This window comes from Massilia sp. METH4, from assembly GCF_037094685.1.
Taxonomy (GTDB): domain Bacteria; phylum Pseudomonadota; class Gammaproteobacteria; order Burkholderiales; family Burkholderiaceae_D; genus Rugamonas.
Window position 1 is genome coordinate 2,433,172 of record NZ_CP146614.1, and the last position, 14,413, is coordinate 2,447,584.

Annotated in this window: 15 protein-coding genes; 12 read left to right on the forward strand and 3 right to left on the reverse strand. The window is 65.4% G+C overall.

The window, feature by feature from the left end:
- Positions 1 to 10: 10 nt before the first annotated feature.
- Positions 11 to 1,027, forward strand: a complete 1,017-nt coding sequence (locus V6Z91_RS10780) for a 2-dehydropantoate 2-reductase (RefSeq protein WP_338771799.1) — start codon at positions 11 to 13, stop codon at positions 1,025 to 1,027.
- Between the two features lie 102 nt (positions 1,028 to 1,129).
- Here the strand turns inward: V6Z91_RS10780 and V6Z91_RS10785 are convergent, their stop codons facing one another.
- Complete coding sequence (locus V6Z91_RS10785) at positions 1,130 to 1,279, reverse strand: hypothetical protein (protein ID WP_338770248.1); 150 nt, start codon at positions 1,277 to 1,279, stop codon at positions 1,130 to 1,132.
- A gap of 176 nt (positions 1,280 to 1,455) precedes the next feature.
- On the reverse strand, positions 1,456 to 2,064 hold the full coding sequence (locus V6Z91_RS10790) for a Crp/Fnr family transcriptional regulator (RefSeq protein WP_338770250.1): 609 nt from the start codon (positions 2,062 to 2,064) through the stop codon (positions 1,456 to 1,458).
- Positions 2,065 to 2,222: 158 nt separating this feature from the next.
- Here V6Z91_RS10790 and oxc point away from each other — a divergent pair, with 158 nt between their 5' ends.
- The 11 genes from oxc to V6Z91_RS10845 all read left to right on the forward strand — a co-directional run bounded on the left by oxc (position 2,223) and on the right by V6Z91_RS10845 (position 13,187).
- Positions 2,223 to 3,929, forward strand: coding sequence for an oxalyl-CoA decarboxylase (gene oxc / locus V6Z91_RS10795; RefSeq protein WP_338770251.1), 1,707 nt, complete (start codon positions 2,223 to 2,225; stop codon positions 3,927 to 3,929).
- Positions 3,930 to 4,013: 84 nt separating this feature from the next.
- Entirely contained in the window at positions 4,014 to 5,264 is a 1,251-nt protein-coding gene (gene frc / locus V6Z91_RS10800) for a formyl-CoA transferase (protein ID WP_338770252.1), read from the forward strand.
- A 73-nt stretch (positions 5,265 to 5,337) separates the two neighbouring features.
- The gene (locus V6Z91_RS10805) at positions 5,338 to 5,796 is read left to right on the forward strand and encodes a PAS domain-containing protein (RefSeq protein ID WP_338770253.1); all 459 of its coding nucleotides are present in this window, start codon (positions 5,338 to 5,340) and stop codon (positions 5,794 to 5,796) included.
- A gap of 276 nt (positions 5,797 to 6,072) precedes the next feature.
- Complete coding sequence (locus tag V6Z91_RS10810) at positions 6,073 to 6,843, forward strand: GntR family transcriptional regulator (RefSeq protein WP_338770254.1); 771 nt, start codon at positions 6,073 to 6,075, stop codon at positions 6,841 to 6,843.
- A 1-nt stretch (position 6,844) separates the two neighbouring features.
- A complete protein-coding gene (locus V6Z91_RS10815) occupies positions 6,845 to 8,569 on the forward strand; it encodes a fumarate reductase/succinate dehydrogenase flavoprotein subunit (RefSeq protein ID WP_338770256.1) in 1,725 nt (574 codons plus the stop codon).
- A 9-nt stretch (positions 8,570 to 8,578) separates the two neighbouring features.
- On the forward strand, positions 8,579 to 8,812 hold the full coding sequence (locus tag V6Z91_RS10820) for a ferredoxin family protein (protein WP_338770257.1): 234 nt from the start codon (positions 8,579 to 8,581) through the stop codon (positions 8,810 to 8,812).
- A 27-nt stretch (positions 8,813 to 8,839) separates the two neighbouring features.
- Entirely contained in the window at positions 8,840 to 10,237 is a 1,398-nt protein-coding gene (locus V6Z91_RS10825) for an ABC transporter substrate-binding protein (protein WP_338770258.1), read from the forward strand.
- Positions 10,238 to 10,249: 12 nt separating this feature from the next.
- A complete protein-coding gene (locus V6Z91_RS10830; protein WP_338770259.1) occupies positions 10,250 to 11,044 on the forward strand; it encodes an ABC transporter permease in 795 nt (264 codons plus the stop codon).
- Positions 11,041 to 11,919: an ABC transporter ATP-binding protein gene (locus V6Z91_RS10835; protein ID WP_338770260.1), complete on the forward strand. Its 879-nt coding sequence runs from the start codon at positions 11,041 to 11,043 to the stop codon at positions 11,917 to 11,919. The genes V6Z91_RS10830 and V6Z91_RS10835 overlap by 4 nt, the downstream gene beginning before the upstream one ends.
- A 12-nt stretch (positions 11,920 to 11,931) precedes the next feature.
- Positions 11,932 to 12,888 (forward strand): HEAT repeat domain-containing protein, encoded by a 957-nt coding sequence (locus tag V6Z91_RS10840; protein ID WP_338770262.1) that lies wholly within the window; start codon positions 11,932 to 11,934, stop codon positions 12,886 to 12,888.
- A complete protein-coding gene (locus V6Z91_RS10845) occupies positions 12,885 to 13,187 on the forward strand; it encodes a DUF971 domain-containing protein (protein ID WP_338770263.1) in 303 nt (100 codons plus the stop codon). The genes V6Z91_RS10840 and V6Z91_RS10845 overlap by 4 nt, the downstream gene beginning before the upstream one ends.
- Here V6Z91_RS10845 and V6Z91_RS10850 read toward each other — a convergent pair.
- A complete protein-coding gene (locus V6Z91_RS10850; RefSeq protein WP_338770264.1) occupies positions 13,153 to 14,397 on the reverse strand; it encodes a DUF819 family protein in 1,245 nt (414 codons plus the stop codon). The genes V6Z91_RS10845 and V6Z91_RS10850 overlap by 35 nt on opposite strands.
- Positions 14,398 to 14,413 lie beyond the last annotated feature (16 nt).

Consider the following 14,413-nt stretch of genomic DNA (forward strand, 5'->3'; position numbering starts at 1 on the left):
GGAGCATATGATGAAGATCGCAGTCATTGGAGCGGGCGCCATCGGCGGCCTGGTGGGCGCGCGGCTGGCGCTGGCGGGCGAAGAGGTGACCTTCCTCGTGCGCGGCGCGAACCTGGAAGCCATCCGCAATCGCGGCATCCGGCTCGTCGAGGCATGCGGGCAGGTACAGGTGGCCGCCAGGGTCGGTGCGACGAACGATTATGCGGCGGCCGGGCCGCAGGATATCGTCATCGTCGCCGTGAAGGCGCACCAGGTGGCGGATGTGTCGGAGCACATCGGCCACCTGTTCGGCCCGGACACCGTGGTGGTGACGATGCAGAACGGCATTCCGTTCTGGTATTTCCACCGCCACGGCGGCGAGTTCGAAGGGCGTCCGGTGCTCAGCGTGGATCCCGCCGGCGAACTGGCCCGGCGTATCCCGCCCGAACGCATCCTCGGCTGCGTGGTCTACCCGGCGGCGGAGCTGGTGTCGCCTGGGGTGATCCGCCACATCGAAGGCAATCGCTTTCCGTTGGGCGAGCTCGATGGCAGCACCAGCGCGCGGGCGCGTGCCGTGGGCGCGTGCTTCGAACACGCCGGCCTGAAGGCGCCGGTGCTGGACAATATCCGCGCCGAGATCTGGCTGAAGCTGTGGGGCAACCTCAGCTTCAATCCGATCAGCGCGCTGGCCCATTCCACCCTGGTCGACATCTGCCAGCACCCGCTGGCGCGCAACCTGGCGGCGAACATGATGCGCGAGGCGCAGGACGTCGCGGCCAAGCTGGGAATCGCCTTCCGCGTCACGCTCGACCGCCGCATCGAGGGCGCCGAGAAGATCGGCAAGCACAAGACGTCGATGCTGGTCGACGTGGAGGCGGGCAGGGGGCCGGAGATCGACGCGCTGGTAGGTTCCGTGATCGAGCTGGCACGCATGACGGATACGCCTACGCCGCACATCGATTCGGCCTATGCGCTGGTGAAGTTGCTGGAGCAGGCGATGGCGCAGGCCCGCGGCGGCGTGCGGCTGCAAAAGGCCGTGGCGGCCTAGCCGCCTGGCCGGTCTGGCCGATCCACGGCTGAAACAGGCGTAAAAAAACCGGGGCAGTACGCTGTCCCGGTTCTTGCTGCCGCTCGCGCGGCGGGGGCGATCTTACAGGCCCCAGGTGTAGGCGGCTTCTTCGCGGTCCTGCGCCTGGTCGCTCAGCTTGTCGCGAATGTCCAGCTGGAACAGGTCGAGGAGGAACTCGCTGAGCGAGAAGCCACTGTTTTGTTGCTTTGCACTATCACTGAGGCCGTTCATGTGCTGCTCCTTGAATGGTTGAAAGCGTGTATGCCCTTGATTATAAAGGCGGCACACCCCCGGTCCAATTGACGGCAGCCATATCTGTCATTCAAAGTTCGAATGACTGTCTATGAAAACGCGCTCAAAAATAAGGCAGAAATATTTCTCGATTGCCTTCGGTAAAGTGTTGCTTTTCAGATTTTTCCCTGGTGCTTCAACCGGCTCAGCGTTTCGGGCGACAGGTTGAGGTAATACGCCAGCTCCTTTTTCGGCAAGCGCTCGAACAGGTCGGGAAACTTGCGCATGAAGCGGTGCACGCGGCCCGGCGCGTCCAGCAGGTGCAACGTGATCGTATGGGCCATGATGCCGCTCATCAGGTTCATCACCTCGTACTCGAACGCCTGCTTGACCACGCTATGGCTCTGCAGGAAATCGACCCACTGCGACAGCGGCATGCTGGCCACCCTGGCCTTGGTCATGCACACGATGCTGTAGGGCGTGGGCGTCTTCAGGCACCACGCGGCATAGCTGGTCTCGATATCGCGCTCGGAGGAGAAGCGCAGGATCATTTCCTTGGCTTCGTGGTTCGTCACCTGCCGCTTCAGGATGCCGTCCAGGATGAAGTACTGCTGCATGTCGTACACGCCCTGGTTCAGGAGGAGGTCGCCCTTCTGGTGATTCGTCACCGTGAGATAGGGCTCCAGTGCGGCCATTTCGCTGTCACGCAACTCCTTCAGAACGATGTTCTGCTTCAGCTGGGCGCGAATGATGTTTCGTTCCGGGTGGTTGGCAATGAGCGTCATGTCTGGCCGGTGGAACTGCACGAGATTGACATCATGCGGCGAATCTTGACCGCGGTCAATGATTCAAACGAATGGCGCTGGCTATGATCAATTCCAGGCGATCGAGCTCGCAACGGCGCCCGAACCGACAGGCATCCCGACAATAACCGGAGACAATCATGACCCATAACGTATCGGTGGAAGTCACCGACGGCTTCCACCTCGTGATCGATGCGCTGAAGATCAACGACATCGATACGATTTTCGGCCTGGTCGGCATACCGATCACGGATCTTGCCCGGCTGGCCCAGGCCGAGGGCATGCGCTTCATCGGCTTTCGCCACGAGCAGAACGCCGGCAATGCCGCCGCCATCGCGGGCTACATGACGAAGAAGCCGGGCATCTGCCTCACCGTCTCCGCACCGGGCTTCCTGAACGGCCTGACGGCGCTGGCCAACGCCACCACGAACTGCTTCCCGATGATCCTGATCTCCGGGTCCAGCGAACGCGAGATCGTCGACCTGCAGCAGGGCGACTACGAGGAGATGGACCAGCTGAACATCGCCCGCCCGCATGCCAAGGCCGCGTTCCGCGTGCTCAAGGCGGAAGACATCGGCATCGGCATCGCGCGCGCCATCCGCGCCGCCGTCTCCGGCCGGCCCGGGGGCGTGTACCTCGACCTGCCGGCGCAACTGCTGGCGCAAACCATCGAGGCAGGTCACGCGCGGCGTTCGCTGGTCAAGGTGGTCGATGCGGCGCCGCGCCAGCTGCCCGCCCCTGAGTCCGTCGAGCGCGCGCTGGCGCTGCTGAAGGGCGCGAAGAAGCCGCTGATCCTGCTCGGCAAGGGTGCGGCCTACGCGCAGGCCGATGCCGACATCCGCGCTTTCGTCGAGCGCACCGGCATCCCCTACCTGCCCATGTCGATGGCCAAGGGCCTGCTGCCGGACACGCACGCGCAATCGGCTTCCGCGGCGCGCTCCTTCGTGCTGGCCGAGGCGGACGTGGTGGTGCTGGTGGGCGCGCGCCTGAACTGGCTGCTCGCGCACGGCAAGGGCAAGACCTGGGGCAAGCCGAAGCAGTTCGTGCAGATCGACATCGCCCCCACGGAAATCGACAGCAATGTGGCGATCGCGGCGCCGCTGATCGGCGATATCGGTTCCTGCGTGGGCACGCTGCTGGCTGGCCTGGACGGTGCCGGCATCGGCAAGCCCGATGCGGAATGGCTCGGTGCGATCGCCCAGAAGAAGGAGCAGAACACGGCGAAGATGGCCGCGCTGCTGGACAAGAACCCCGATCCGATGAACTTCCACAGCGCCCTGCGCGCCATCCGCGACGTGCTGCGGGAATACCCGGACATCAACCTCGTCAACGAAGGCGCCAATACGCTCGATTTCGCGCGCAGCATCATCGACCAGTACCAGCCGCGCAAGCGTTTCGATTCGGGTACCTGGGGCATCATGGGCATCGGCATGGGCTTCGCGATCGGCGCCGCCGTCACCAGCGGCAAGCCGGTGGTGGCGGTGGAAGGCGACAGCGCCTTCGGCTTTTCCGGCATGGAGCTGGAAACGATCTGCCGCTACCAGCTGCCCGTGACGACGATCGTCTTCAACAACAACGGCGTGTACCGCGGCACCGACGTCAATCCCACCGGCGGCAAGGACGTGGCGCCCACCGTGTTCGTGAAGAATGCCCGCTACGACAAGATGATCGAAGCCTTCGGCGGCATCGGCTACCACGCCACCACGCCGGAGGAACTGTCGCACGCGCTGGAAGAAGCCATCGCTTCCGGCAAGCCGGCGCTGATCAATGCCGTCATCGATGAAACGGCCGGTACCGAAAGCGGGCGCCTGACGAACCTGAATCCGCAAAGCGCCGCGAAGAAGTAGACACCACCCCTTTGATTTTCCACGCCGCCGGCACCACGGGCGCCGGCGCGGGGCCCCGCTATGTCTAAAAAAGGAGACTGCACCATGAGCAAGCCACTGGAAGGTATCAAGATCATCGACTTCACGCACGTGCAGGCCGGCCCCGCATGCACGCAGATGCTGGCCTGGTTCGGCGCCGACGTCATCAAGGTGGAGCGCCCCGGGGCCGGCGACGTGACGCGCTCGCAACTGCGCGACATCCCCGGCGTCGATGCGCTGTACTTCACCATGTTGAACAGTAACAAGCGCTCGCTGACCCTGGACACGAAGACGCCCGAGGGCAAGGACATCCTGACCAGGCTGATCAAGGAGTCCGACGTGCTGGTGGAGAACTTCGGCCCAGGGGCGCTGGACCGGATGGGCTTCACGTGGGAGCATATCCGCGAGCTGAACCCGGGCATGATCGTCGCTTCCGTGAAGGGCTTCTCGGAAGGCCACCATTATGAGGACCTGAAGGTGTACGAGAACGTGGCGCAGTGCGCCGGCGGCGCGGCATCGACCACCGGCTTCGACGACGGCCCGCCGACCGTCAGCGCCGCCGCGTTGGGCGACAGCAATACCGGCATGCACCTGGCCATCGGCATCCTCACGGCGCTGCGCTCGCGCGACGTGACGGGGCGGGGGCAGAAGGTGGCCGTGTCGATGCAGGATAGCGTGCTGAATCTGTGCCGCGTGAAGCTGCGCGACCAGCAGCGGCTGGACCGGGTGGGCTACCTGGAAGAGTATCCCCAGTACCCGCACGGTAAGTTCTCAGACGTGGTGCCGCGCGGCGGCAATGCGGGCGGCGGCGGCCAGCCGGGCTGGGTGTTGAAGTGCAAGGGCTGGGAGACCGATCCAAACGCCTACATCTACTTCACCATCCAGGGCCATGCGTGGGCGCCGATCTGCCGCGCGATCGGCAAGGAAGAGTGGATCGACGACCCCGCCTACATGACGGCCCAGGCGCGGCAGGACAAGATCTTCGACATCTTCGGTACCATCGAGGAATGGCTGAAGGACAAGACGAAGTTCGAGGCGGTGGACGTGCTGCGCAAATACGATATCCCGTGCTCGCCCGTGCTGTCGATGAAGGAGATCGCCAACGATCCGTCGCTGAGGGCCAGCGGCACGATCGCCGAGGTGGAGCACAAGGAGCGCGGCAAGTACCTGACCGTGGGCAGCCCGATCAAGTTCTCCGACCTCAAGGTGGAAATCAAGGGATCGCCGCTGCTGGGCGAGCATACCGACGAGATCCTCGAACAATTGGGCTACAGCCAGCACCAGATCGCGGCGCTGCACGAACAGCGCGTCGTCTGAACCCGGGGAAGGTTCCGGTGTCCCGTTCGCGTGCCCGTGCCAGCGGGTGCGCGTTTTTTGCATGGAGGAGCACATGAACGACAACAACACGGCGGGAATCGATTTCGAACAACTGGTGCGCAGCATCGGCGACGGCGTCATCGTCTGCGATGCGGCCGGCGCGATCACGTTCTGGAACGACGCCGCCACGCGCATCTTCGGTTTCACCGCCAGCGACGCGCTGGGCCACTCGCTCGACCTGATCATCCCCGAGCGCCAGCGGCAGCGTCACTGGGAGGGCTATCACAAAACGGCGGCGACGGGCGAGACCCGCTACGGCAACGACCTGCTGCGCGTGCCGGCGTTGCACAAGGAAGGCAAGCCGCTGTCGATCGCCTTTACCGTGGCAATGCTGCACTCGCCCGCCAGCGAGGTGACGTCGATCATTGCCGTGGTGCGCGACGATACCGCGCGCTGGAACGAGGAGCGGGCCTTGCGCACGCGCGTGCGCGAGCTGGAGGCGGCCGCGCGCACGGAGACAGTGGCGAGCTGACCCTCAAGGTGGCGGCGCACTGCCGCTACCGCAGAGCTGGTATCAAAACAACATGGGGACTGTCCCCGAACACTGCTGTCTTCCGCGGCGTGGGCCCCGGGGGCATCGCCCCGCCGTTGCTGCACATTTCAGCAACTCCCGCATATCGATATACCCCCACCGCCTGAGGCGCTTCCCGCATTAGCAAAAACAAAACGATTCGTTCCCCCTCCTGGGAGCCATCGATACCATCCTTGCATCGTCATCACCTGTCATGACAGGTCAAGCAAGGAACCCATGGCCCCACCTCTGTCACATTTTCGGGAACTCGAAGCCTCCGCCGCCCCGCTGTACTCGCAAGTGCGCGAACGCCTGCGCGAGCGGATCGTCGACGGCACCTATGAACCCGAATCGCGCCTGCCGGCTGAAAGCGAGATCAGCGCGATCTTCAGCGTCAGCCGCATCACGGTGCGCCAGGCATTGGCCGACCTGCAGCACGAGGGCCTGATCGTCAAGGTGCCCGGCAAGGGAACTTTCGTCGCGCAGCCGAAGCCCAGCCAGGATCTCGCCCGGCTGGAAGGCTTCGGCGAGGCGATGTCGCGTCGCGGCCATACCGTCGTCAACCGGGTGATCAGTCATGAAACGGTGGCGGCCGAGGCCCATGTGGCCAGCCAGCTGCACCTGCCGGCCAGCGCGCGCGTCACCGAGATCCGCCGCGTGCGCCATGTCGACGAAGAGCCGGTCTCGTTCGAGATCACCTTCCTTCCCACCCGCGTGGGCGACCGCCTGCGCGGCGAGAACCTGGCCGAACGCGACATCTTCCTGATCCTGGAAACGGACTACGGCCTGGCCCTGTCGCACGCCGATATCCACATCGGCGCCATCACGGCCGACGCGTCGCTGGCCGCCGCGCTGGAAGTGGCGCCGGGTACCGCGCTGCTGCGCATCGAGCGCCTCACGTGGACCGCCGATGGCGTGCCGCTCGATTTCGAATACCTGTACGTGCGCGGCGACGCGTTCCAGTACACCCTGCGGCTGCCCCGCCGCGCCTCAACCCCTGGGAACTGATATGGAGACAATCGAACAAACCGTCGACGTGCTCGTCATTGGCGGCGGCACTGCCGGACCGATGGCGGCCGTGAAGGCGAAGGAAGCCAATCCCGCGCTGCGCGTGCTGCTGCTGGAGAAGGCGAATGTGAAGCGCAGCGGCGCGATCTCGATGGGCATGGATGGCCTGAACAATGCCGTGGTGCCGGGCTTTGCCACGCCCGAGCAATACGTGAAGGAGATCACCGTCGCCAACGACGGCATCGTCAACCAGAAAACGGTGATGGCGTACGCGCGGAACAGCTACGCGATGATCGAGGAGCTGGACCGCTGGGGCGTGCGCTTCGAGAAGGATGAGACGGGCGACTACGCGATGCGCAAGGTGCACCACATGGGTACCTACGTGCTGCCGATGCCGGAAGGGCATGACATCAAGAAGGTGCTGTACCGGCGCCTGAAGCGCACCCGCGTCGAGATCACGAACCGCCTCGTCGCCACCCGGCTGCTGCTCGCCGAGGACGGCAGCGTCGCCGGCGCGATGGCCTTCGACTGCCGTACGGCGGACTTCCACGTGATCCGCGCGAAGTCCGTGGTGCTGGCCACCGGCGCGGCGGGACGCCTCGGGCTGCCCGCATCCGGCTACCTGTTCGGCACCTACGAGAACCCCACCAATGCGGGCGACGGCTACAGCATGGCGTATCACGCCGGCGCTGAACTGTCGGGCATCGAGTGCTTCCAGATCAACCCGCTGATCAAGGATTACAACGGCCCGTCGTGCGCCTATGTCACCGGTCCGTTCGGCGGTCATACGACCAATGCGAAGGAAGAGCGCTTCATTGAATGCGACTACTGGAGCGGCCAGATGATGCAGGAGTTCTATAACGAACTCCAGGGCGGCAACGGCCCCGTATTCCTGAAGCTGAACCACCTGGCCGAGGAAACGATCCAGACGATCGAAACGATCCTGCATACGAACGAGCGGCCCAGCCGCGGGCGCTTCCACGAGGGGCGCGGCACCGACTATCGCCAGCAGATGGTGGAAATGCACATCTCCGAGATCGGCCTGTGCAGCGGGCACTCGGCGTCCGGCGTATGGGTCGATGAAAACGCCCGCACCACCGTGCCGGGCCTGCATGCCGCCGGCGACCTCGCCTGCGTGCCGCACAACTACATGCTGGGTGCTTTCGTGTACGGCAAGCTGGCCGGCGAAAGCGCGGCCGAGTACTGCGCGGCGCACGAGCTGCCGGCGGTGGACGAAGCGCAGGTGGCGAAAGAGCGCGAACGCGTGTGGGCACCCTTGCAGCGCGAGGACGGCCTGCCGCCGAACCAGGTCGAGTACAAGCTGCGCCGCATGGTCAACGATTACCTGCAGCCGCCGAAGGTGACGAAGAAGATGGAGATCGGCCTGCAGCGCTTCGAGTCGATCCGCGCCGACCTCGACCGCCTGCAGGCGCGCAACCCGCACGAGCTGATGCGCGCGATGGAAGTGCATGCGATCCGCGACTGCGCCGAGATGGCGGCACGCGCCTCCCTGTACCGCACCGAGAGCCGCTGGGGCCTGTACCACAACCGCGTGGACTATCCGCAGCGCAACGACCAGGAGTGGTTCGTGCACGTGCAGTTGCAGAAGCAGGGTGGCGAAATGGTGTGCTTCAAACGGCCCATCGAGCCGTACATCGTGCCCCTCGGGGATAAAGAGAAAACCGCGTACCAGCGGCTCAGGGTTGCGCAACCCCTGGCTGCATAAGGAGAACCCATGCCCACCACTTTCAATATCACCAGCGTCCCGGTTTCGGTGGATGCCGACAAATGCATCGCCCACAAGGGCTGCACCGTGTGCGTGGACGTATGCCCGCTCGACGTGCTGGCCATCGACCTCACGAAGGGCACGGCCTACATGAAGTTCGACGAATGCTGGTACTGCATGCCCTGCGAGAAGGATTGCCCGACCGGGGCGGTACATGTCGACATCCCGTATTTACTTCGATGACCTGCTGCGATGAACAAAGGATAAACAATGAAACTGTCCAAACAACTGCTTGGCTTGTCTCTGGTACTGGCATTCGGCGGTGCCAACGCCGAAACGATCCGCATCGCCATCGGCACGCAGGACACCACGATCAACTGCGCCACCGGCGGCCTGCTGATCCGCGAACTGAACCTGCTGCAGAAATACCTGCCGAAGGATGGCAAGTACAAGGACGCGACCTACGACATCGTGTGGAAGAACTTCACGTCCGGCGCGCCGTTGACCAACGAAATGGTGGCCGGCAAGCTCGATATCGGCTCGATGGCCGATTTCCCCGGCTCGTTCAACGGCGCCGCGCACCAGAAGGCGGGCAAGAAGAGCATCTTCATCACCGTGCTGTCCGGCAGCACGCTTGGCTCCGGTAACGGCATCGTCGTGCCGAAGGGGTCGAACGTGCAATCGCTGGCCGAGTTGAAGGGCAAGACGATCTCCGTGCCGTTCGCTTCCACCGCCCACGGCATGCTGTTGCGCGCCGTGAAGGCGCAGGGCTGGGACCCGGAAAAGGATGTGAACATCACGACGCAGGCGCCGGAAATCGCCGGCTCGGCCCTGCAGAGCAACAAGATCGAAGCGCACGCCGATTTCGTGCCGTTCGCCGAGCTGTTCCCGCACCGTGGTTTCGCCCGCAAGATCTTCGACGGTTCCCAGGCCAAGGCGCCCACCCTGCACGGCAGCCTGGTCGATTCCGCGTACGCGAAGAAATACCCGGAAATCGTCGTCGCCTACCTGCGCGCCGCGCTGGAGGCCGACCGGCTGATCGCCGCCGAGCCGGAAAAGTACAGCGAACTGATCGCCAAGGTCACCGGCATCGAAGCGGAAGTGAATTACCTGTTCCACGGTCCGGTGGGCTTGCAGACGCGCGATTTCACGTGGAAGCCCGAGTACCGGCAAGCCGTGGCCACGTCGATCCAGACGTTGCGGCTGTTGAAGCGTACCGACAGCGATATCGACGTGAACAGCTTCATCGACGATTCCTACCTGCGCACTGCGTTCAAGGGGGCAGGCCTGGACTACGAGAAGGCGCTGAAGAACTACGCCAAGCTGCCCCTGAATGCCAGGGATGCGGTCACCGGCAAGCCGATCGCCGACTTCAAGCGGCTCACGCAGATCTGGGTGCAGGGCGAGCCGCTGGTGCGCCACTATGCCGATGCAGGGACCGCGTTCGCCGAGCTGCGCAAGCTGGAGGGCAGCGGCAAGAAGGTACGCACCGTGTATGCGCACGACCAGGATACCGGCCTGAAGCTGCTGGCGGGCGATGCCTGGTTCGTCGTCAAGGGCAAGGACGTGGGCGCCTTCCTGCTCAGGGCCGATGCCGAAGCCTACGCGAAGAAGAACGGCGGCAAGGTCGTCGATTTCGACAAGCTCAGGGCCGGCACGGCCATCTGACGGGGAACCATCGTGAACACTACCGCATCGAGGACTTTGCGCGCGCTGGTCGGCCTGCTGTCGATCGCCGCCTGCGTGGCGGCCTGGCAGTGGGCCGCGTCGCACCACGTCGACCTGGGGCTCGTCACCTTCCAGAACGTGCCTTCGCCGGTGGACGTGGTGGGCGCGGCGAAAGACCTGGTCGAATCGCCGAAGCTGGAGCAGCACCTCACGGCCAGCGTCTACCGCGTGTTCGCCGGTTTTGCCGGCGCCGCCGTGACTGGCGTGCTGCTGGGCCTCTTTGTCGGCCGCTCGCGCTGGATCGAAGACGTGGTGATGCCGCCGCTGGAAGTGCTGCGGCCGATCCCCGCCGTGGCGTGGATTCCGCTGGCGATCCTGATGTTTCCCTCGTCCGAGGCGTCGATGGTGTTCATCACCTTCATCGGCGCGCTGTTCCCGATCCTGTTGAACACGGTCCACGGCGTGGAAGCGGTGGACCAGCGGCTGGTCGCTTCCGCACGCAGCCTGGGCGCGGGACGCTGGAGCATCTTCCTTGAAGTGATCCTGCCGGCCGCCGCGCCGAGCATCGTGACCGGCCTGGCCATCGGCATGGGCACGGCGTGGTTCTGCCTCGTGACGGCGGAGATGATCTCCGGCCAGTTCGGCATCGGCTATTACACGTGGGCCTCGTACACGATCCAGAACTACGCCGAGATCGTGGTCGGCATGCTGTTCATCGGCGCCATCGGCATGGGCAGCAGCGTGCTGGTGAAGAAGATCGGCAACCTGTTCCTGCCCTGGTACCTGATGACGAGGACGAAATCATGAAACAACTCTCCGCGATCGAAGCACAGGCGTTGCAGGACGGCGCGCCGGGCGGCATCGACATCGAGCACCTGACGATCCGGCTGGGGCAGGGCAAGCAGGCGTTCGACGCCGTGCAGGACGTATCGCTGTCGATACGGCCCGGCGAATTCGTCTGTGTGCTGGGGCCGTCCGGCTGCGGCAAGTCCACCCTGCTGGGCGGGCTGGCCGGGCACTGGCAACCGAGCGGCGGCAGCATCCGCGTCGATGGCGAAGTGGTCGCCGGGCCACACCCGGACCGCGGCCTGGTATTCCAGCACCACACGCTGTTCCCCTGGAAGAAGGTGCTCGACAACGTGGCGTTCGGCCTGAAGATGAAGGGCGTCAGGCGCGCCGAGCGTCACCAGCGCGCGCGCGACATGCTCAAGCTCGTGGGCCTGGAGGGTTTCGAGGACCGCTACCCGGTGCAACTGTCCGGCGGCATGCAGCAGCGGGTGGAAATCGCCCGCGTGCTGATCAACGGCCCGCGCGTGATGCTGATGGACGAGCCGTTCGGCGCCCTCGATGCGCAAACGCGGCTGAAAATGCAGGAACTGCTGCTGGACGTGTGGGCGCGCGTGAAAACGACCATCGTCTTCATCACGCACGACATCGACGAGGCGCTGTTCCTGGCCGACCGCATCCTGGTGATGAGCCCCCGGCCGGGCCGCATCATCGGCGAAATCCGGCTCGACTTTCCCCGGCCGCGCAGCGCCGACCTGGTGACGTCGCCGCAATTTACCGCCTACAAGCGCCATTGCCTGGCGCTGCTGCACCCGCACGCGAACATCGTGCCGCTCGACCGCCTGAGCCCCCTCGGACCCCAGGGCGCGAACAGCGCGCCATCCAACCATGCATAAGGAATCGAACAAGTGACTGACTACGACGACCCCGAACTGGCCGGCATCGCCGCACGGCTGCGCGAGCCGGATGCCACCGTGCGCCGCATCGCCGTGCTGGCGCTGGCCGACTTCGATGGCGACGAACACCTGCCGCTGCTGGTGGCCGCCTTGCGCGACGAGTCGCCCGATGTGCGTGCCGAGGCCGCCCGGGCGCTGGAAGCGTTCGAAACGCCGGAAAGCGTGGCCGGCGTGGCCAGGCTGCTGACCGACGACGACGACGAGGTGAGGGACGCCGCCGCGCAAAGCCTGGCGCAGCTGAAGCTGGCGTCGTCGGCCGTCGCACTGCTGCCTTACCTCGTCAATGGCGAAGGTTTCGTGCGCGCCGCTGCGCTGCGGGCCGTGCGCGAACTGCGTGCGCCGGAGACCGCCGCGCCGGCCCTGGCGGCATTGGACGATGCCGATCCACTGGTGCGGCGCGAAGCCGTTTCCGTGCTGGGGTGGCTGAAGCATGCCGAAGCCTTGCCGGCGCTGACCAAGCTGGCGACGGGCGACTCGCATGCCGACGTGCGGCGCGCCGCCGTGGGGGCATTGGGGGCCGGCACCGACGATGCGGTGCTGCCGGCCTTGCTGTCGGCGCTGCGCGATCCTGCCTGGCAGGTGCGCGAGGAAGCGGCAGGCACCCTGGGCAAGCTGCGGCTGCAAGGCGCGGGCGCTGCGCTGATCGCGGCATTGGACGACCCGTACTGGCAGGTGCGCCTGCGCGCCGCCCGCAGCCTGGGCCGCCTGCGCAGCCAGGATGCGCTGCCGTCGCTGATCGCGGCGCTCACGCACACGATCAGCAACCTGCGCAAGGAAGCGGCGCTGGCGCTGGGCGAGATCGCCTCGCCGCTGGCGTTGCCGGCCTTGCGCGAGGCGGCCAACGATCCGGACCCCGAAGTGCGCAAGTCGGCCCGGCTGGCGTTGCAGCAGACGGAGGCGGCGGCATGAATCCCGTTCATGTCGAGAGCGGCAGCGGCGTCCTGGCCGTGCACTGGGAGGATGGCAGCGACAGTGCCTTCACGCATGCGCAACTGCGCGCCGCCTGCCCGTGCTCGGAGTGCCGGGCGATCCGCCGGGCGGGCGGCATCGTCAGCGCGGCGGCCGGTGTGCGCCTGAGCGCCATCGAACCCGCCGGCGCCAATGCCCTGAACCTCGCCTTCAGCGATGGCCACGCGCGGGGCATCTATCCGTTCGCGCTGCTGGCCGAACTGGTCAGGCAGCCAGCGTGCGCAGCACCAGCCCGGTGATGTACGCGCAGTAGGTGCCGAGCGCATAGCCGAGCACCGCCAGCAGGACGCCGACCGGTGCCAGCGCCGGGTGGAAGGCACTGGCCACCACGGGCGCGGAAGCTGCGCCGCCCACGTTCGCCTGGGAGCCTACCGCCATGAAGAACAGCGGCGCGCGGATCAGCTTCGTGACGAGCAGCAGCAAGCCGCCGTGCACGCTGATCCAGATCAGGCCGAGCAGGAACAGCCATGGCCGCTCGACGAGGGCGCTCAAGTCCATCTGCATGCCGATCGTGGCCACGAGGATGTACAGCATGGCCGAACCGATGGTCGAGGCGCCGGCGCCCTCCAGGCTGCGGGCCTTGGTGAAGCTGAGCAGCAAACCGAAGGTGGTGGCAAACACGACGATCCAGAAGAAGGCCGACGTGAGGCTGTAATCCTGCAGCCGCCATTCCTTGGGCAGGCTGCCGATCCATTCGAGCACGGGGCCCGTGAGCGCATGCGACAGGCCTGTGACCCCCAGGCCCACCGCCAGCACGATCATCACATCCGCCAGCGTGGGAATGCACGCATGGGTGGCCTGGTACTCCTCGATCCTGGTCTTCAGCGCATTGATTGCGGAGAGGTCGGCCCCGGTCCATCGGTCGAATGCATTGGCGCGCCCGGCCAGGAACAGCAGCACGGCCGTCCACACGTTCGCCACCAGCACGTCGACGGCGACAAACTGGCCGAACAGCGACGCGTCGACCTCGAACACTTCCTTCATTGCCGCCTGGTTCGCGCCGCCGCCGATCCAGGCGCCAGTGATCGTCGTCATGCCGCGCCACGTCTCGCCCGCCACCGTCTCGGGGTGGATGATGCGCATTGCCTCGAACGACACGATGGCGCCCAGCATGATGCCCGCAGTACCAGTCAAAAACATGATGACGGCCTTCGGACCCAGCCGGATGATGGCGCGGAAGTCGATGGGCACGCACAGCAGCACGAGCGCGGCGGGCAGCAGGAAGTCGCGCGCCACCGGATACAGCTTCGAGTGACTGCCGTCGATGACGCCGAAGGTGTTGAGGATGGCCGGAATAAGGTAGCACAGCAACAGTGCCGGCACATAGGTGTAGAACTTGTTCCAGAAACCGTCGCGGCGCGACGAGGTCCAGAATACGCAGCCGAGGATGGTGGCGAGGATGCCGAGTACGACGGCATCGTTGGTGACGAGAGGAACGCTGGTCTGCATGGGGTAGGTCGTCTGG

Bases quoted from the DNA above. Each gene is read 5' to 3' on its own strand.
- V6Z91_RS10790 (WP_338770250.1), bottom strand. From the start codon at position 2,064: ATGACGCTCATTGCCAACCACCCGGAACGAAACATCATTCGCGCCCAG.
- V6Z91_RS10785 (WP_338770248.1), bottom strand. From the start codon at position 1,279: ATGAACGGCCTCAGTGATAGTGCAAAGCAACAAAACAGTGGCTTCTCG.
- oxc (WP_338770251.1), top strand. From the start codon at position 2,223: ATGACCCATAACGTATCGGTGGAAGTCACCGACGGCTTCCACCTCGTG.
- V6Z91_RS10780 (WP_338771799.1), top strand. From the start codon at position 11: ATGAAGATCGCAGTCATTGGAGCGGGCGCCATCGGCGGCCTGGTGGGC.
- V6Z91_RS10810 (WP_338770254.1), top strand. From the start codon at position 6,073: ATGGCCCCACCTCTGTCACATTTTCGGGAACTCGAAGCCTCCGCCGCC.
- V6Z91_RS10805 (WP_338770253.1), top strand. From the start codon at position 5,338: ATGAACGACAACAACACGGCGGGAATCGATTTCGAACAACTGGTGCGC.
- V6Z91_RS10825 (WP_338770258.1), top strand. From the start codon at position 8,840: ATGAAACTGTCCAAACAACTGCTTGGCTTGTCTCTGGTACTGGCATTC.
- V6Z91_RS10845 (WP_338770263.1), top strand. From the start codon at position 12,885: ATGAATCCCGTTCATGTCGAGAGCGGCAGCGGCGTCCTGGCCGTGCAC.
- V6Z91_RS10820 (WP_338770257.1), top strand. From the start codon at position 8,579: ATGCCCACCACTTTCAATATCACCAGCGTCCCGGTTTCGGTGGATGCC.
- frc (WP_338770252.1), top strand. From the start codon at position 4,014: ATGAGCAAGCCACTGGAAGGTATCAAGATCATCGACTTCACGCACGTG.
- V6Z91_RS10835 (WP_338770260.1), top strand. From the start codon at position 11,041: ATGAAACAACTCTCCGCGATCGAAGCACAGGCGTTGCAGGACGGCGCG.
- V6Z91_RS10850 (WP_338770264.1), bottom strand. From the start codon at position 14,397: ATGCAGACCAGCGTTCCTCTCGTCACCAACGATGCCGTCGTACTCGGC.
- V6Z91_RS10815 (WP_338770256.1), top strand. From the start codon at position 6,845: ATGGAGACAATCGAACAAACCGTCGACGTGCTCGTCATTGGCGGCGGC.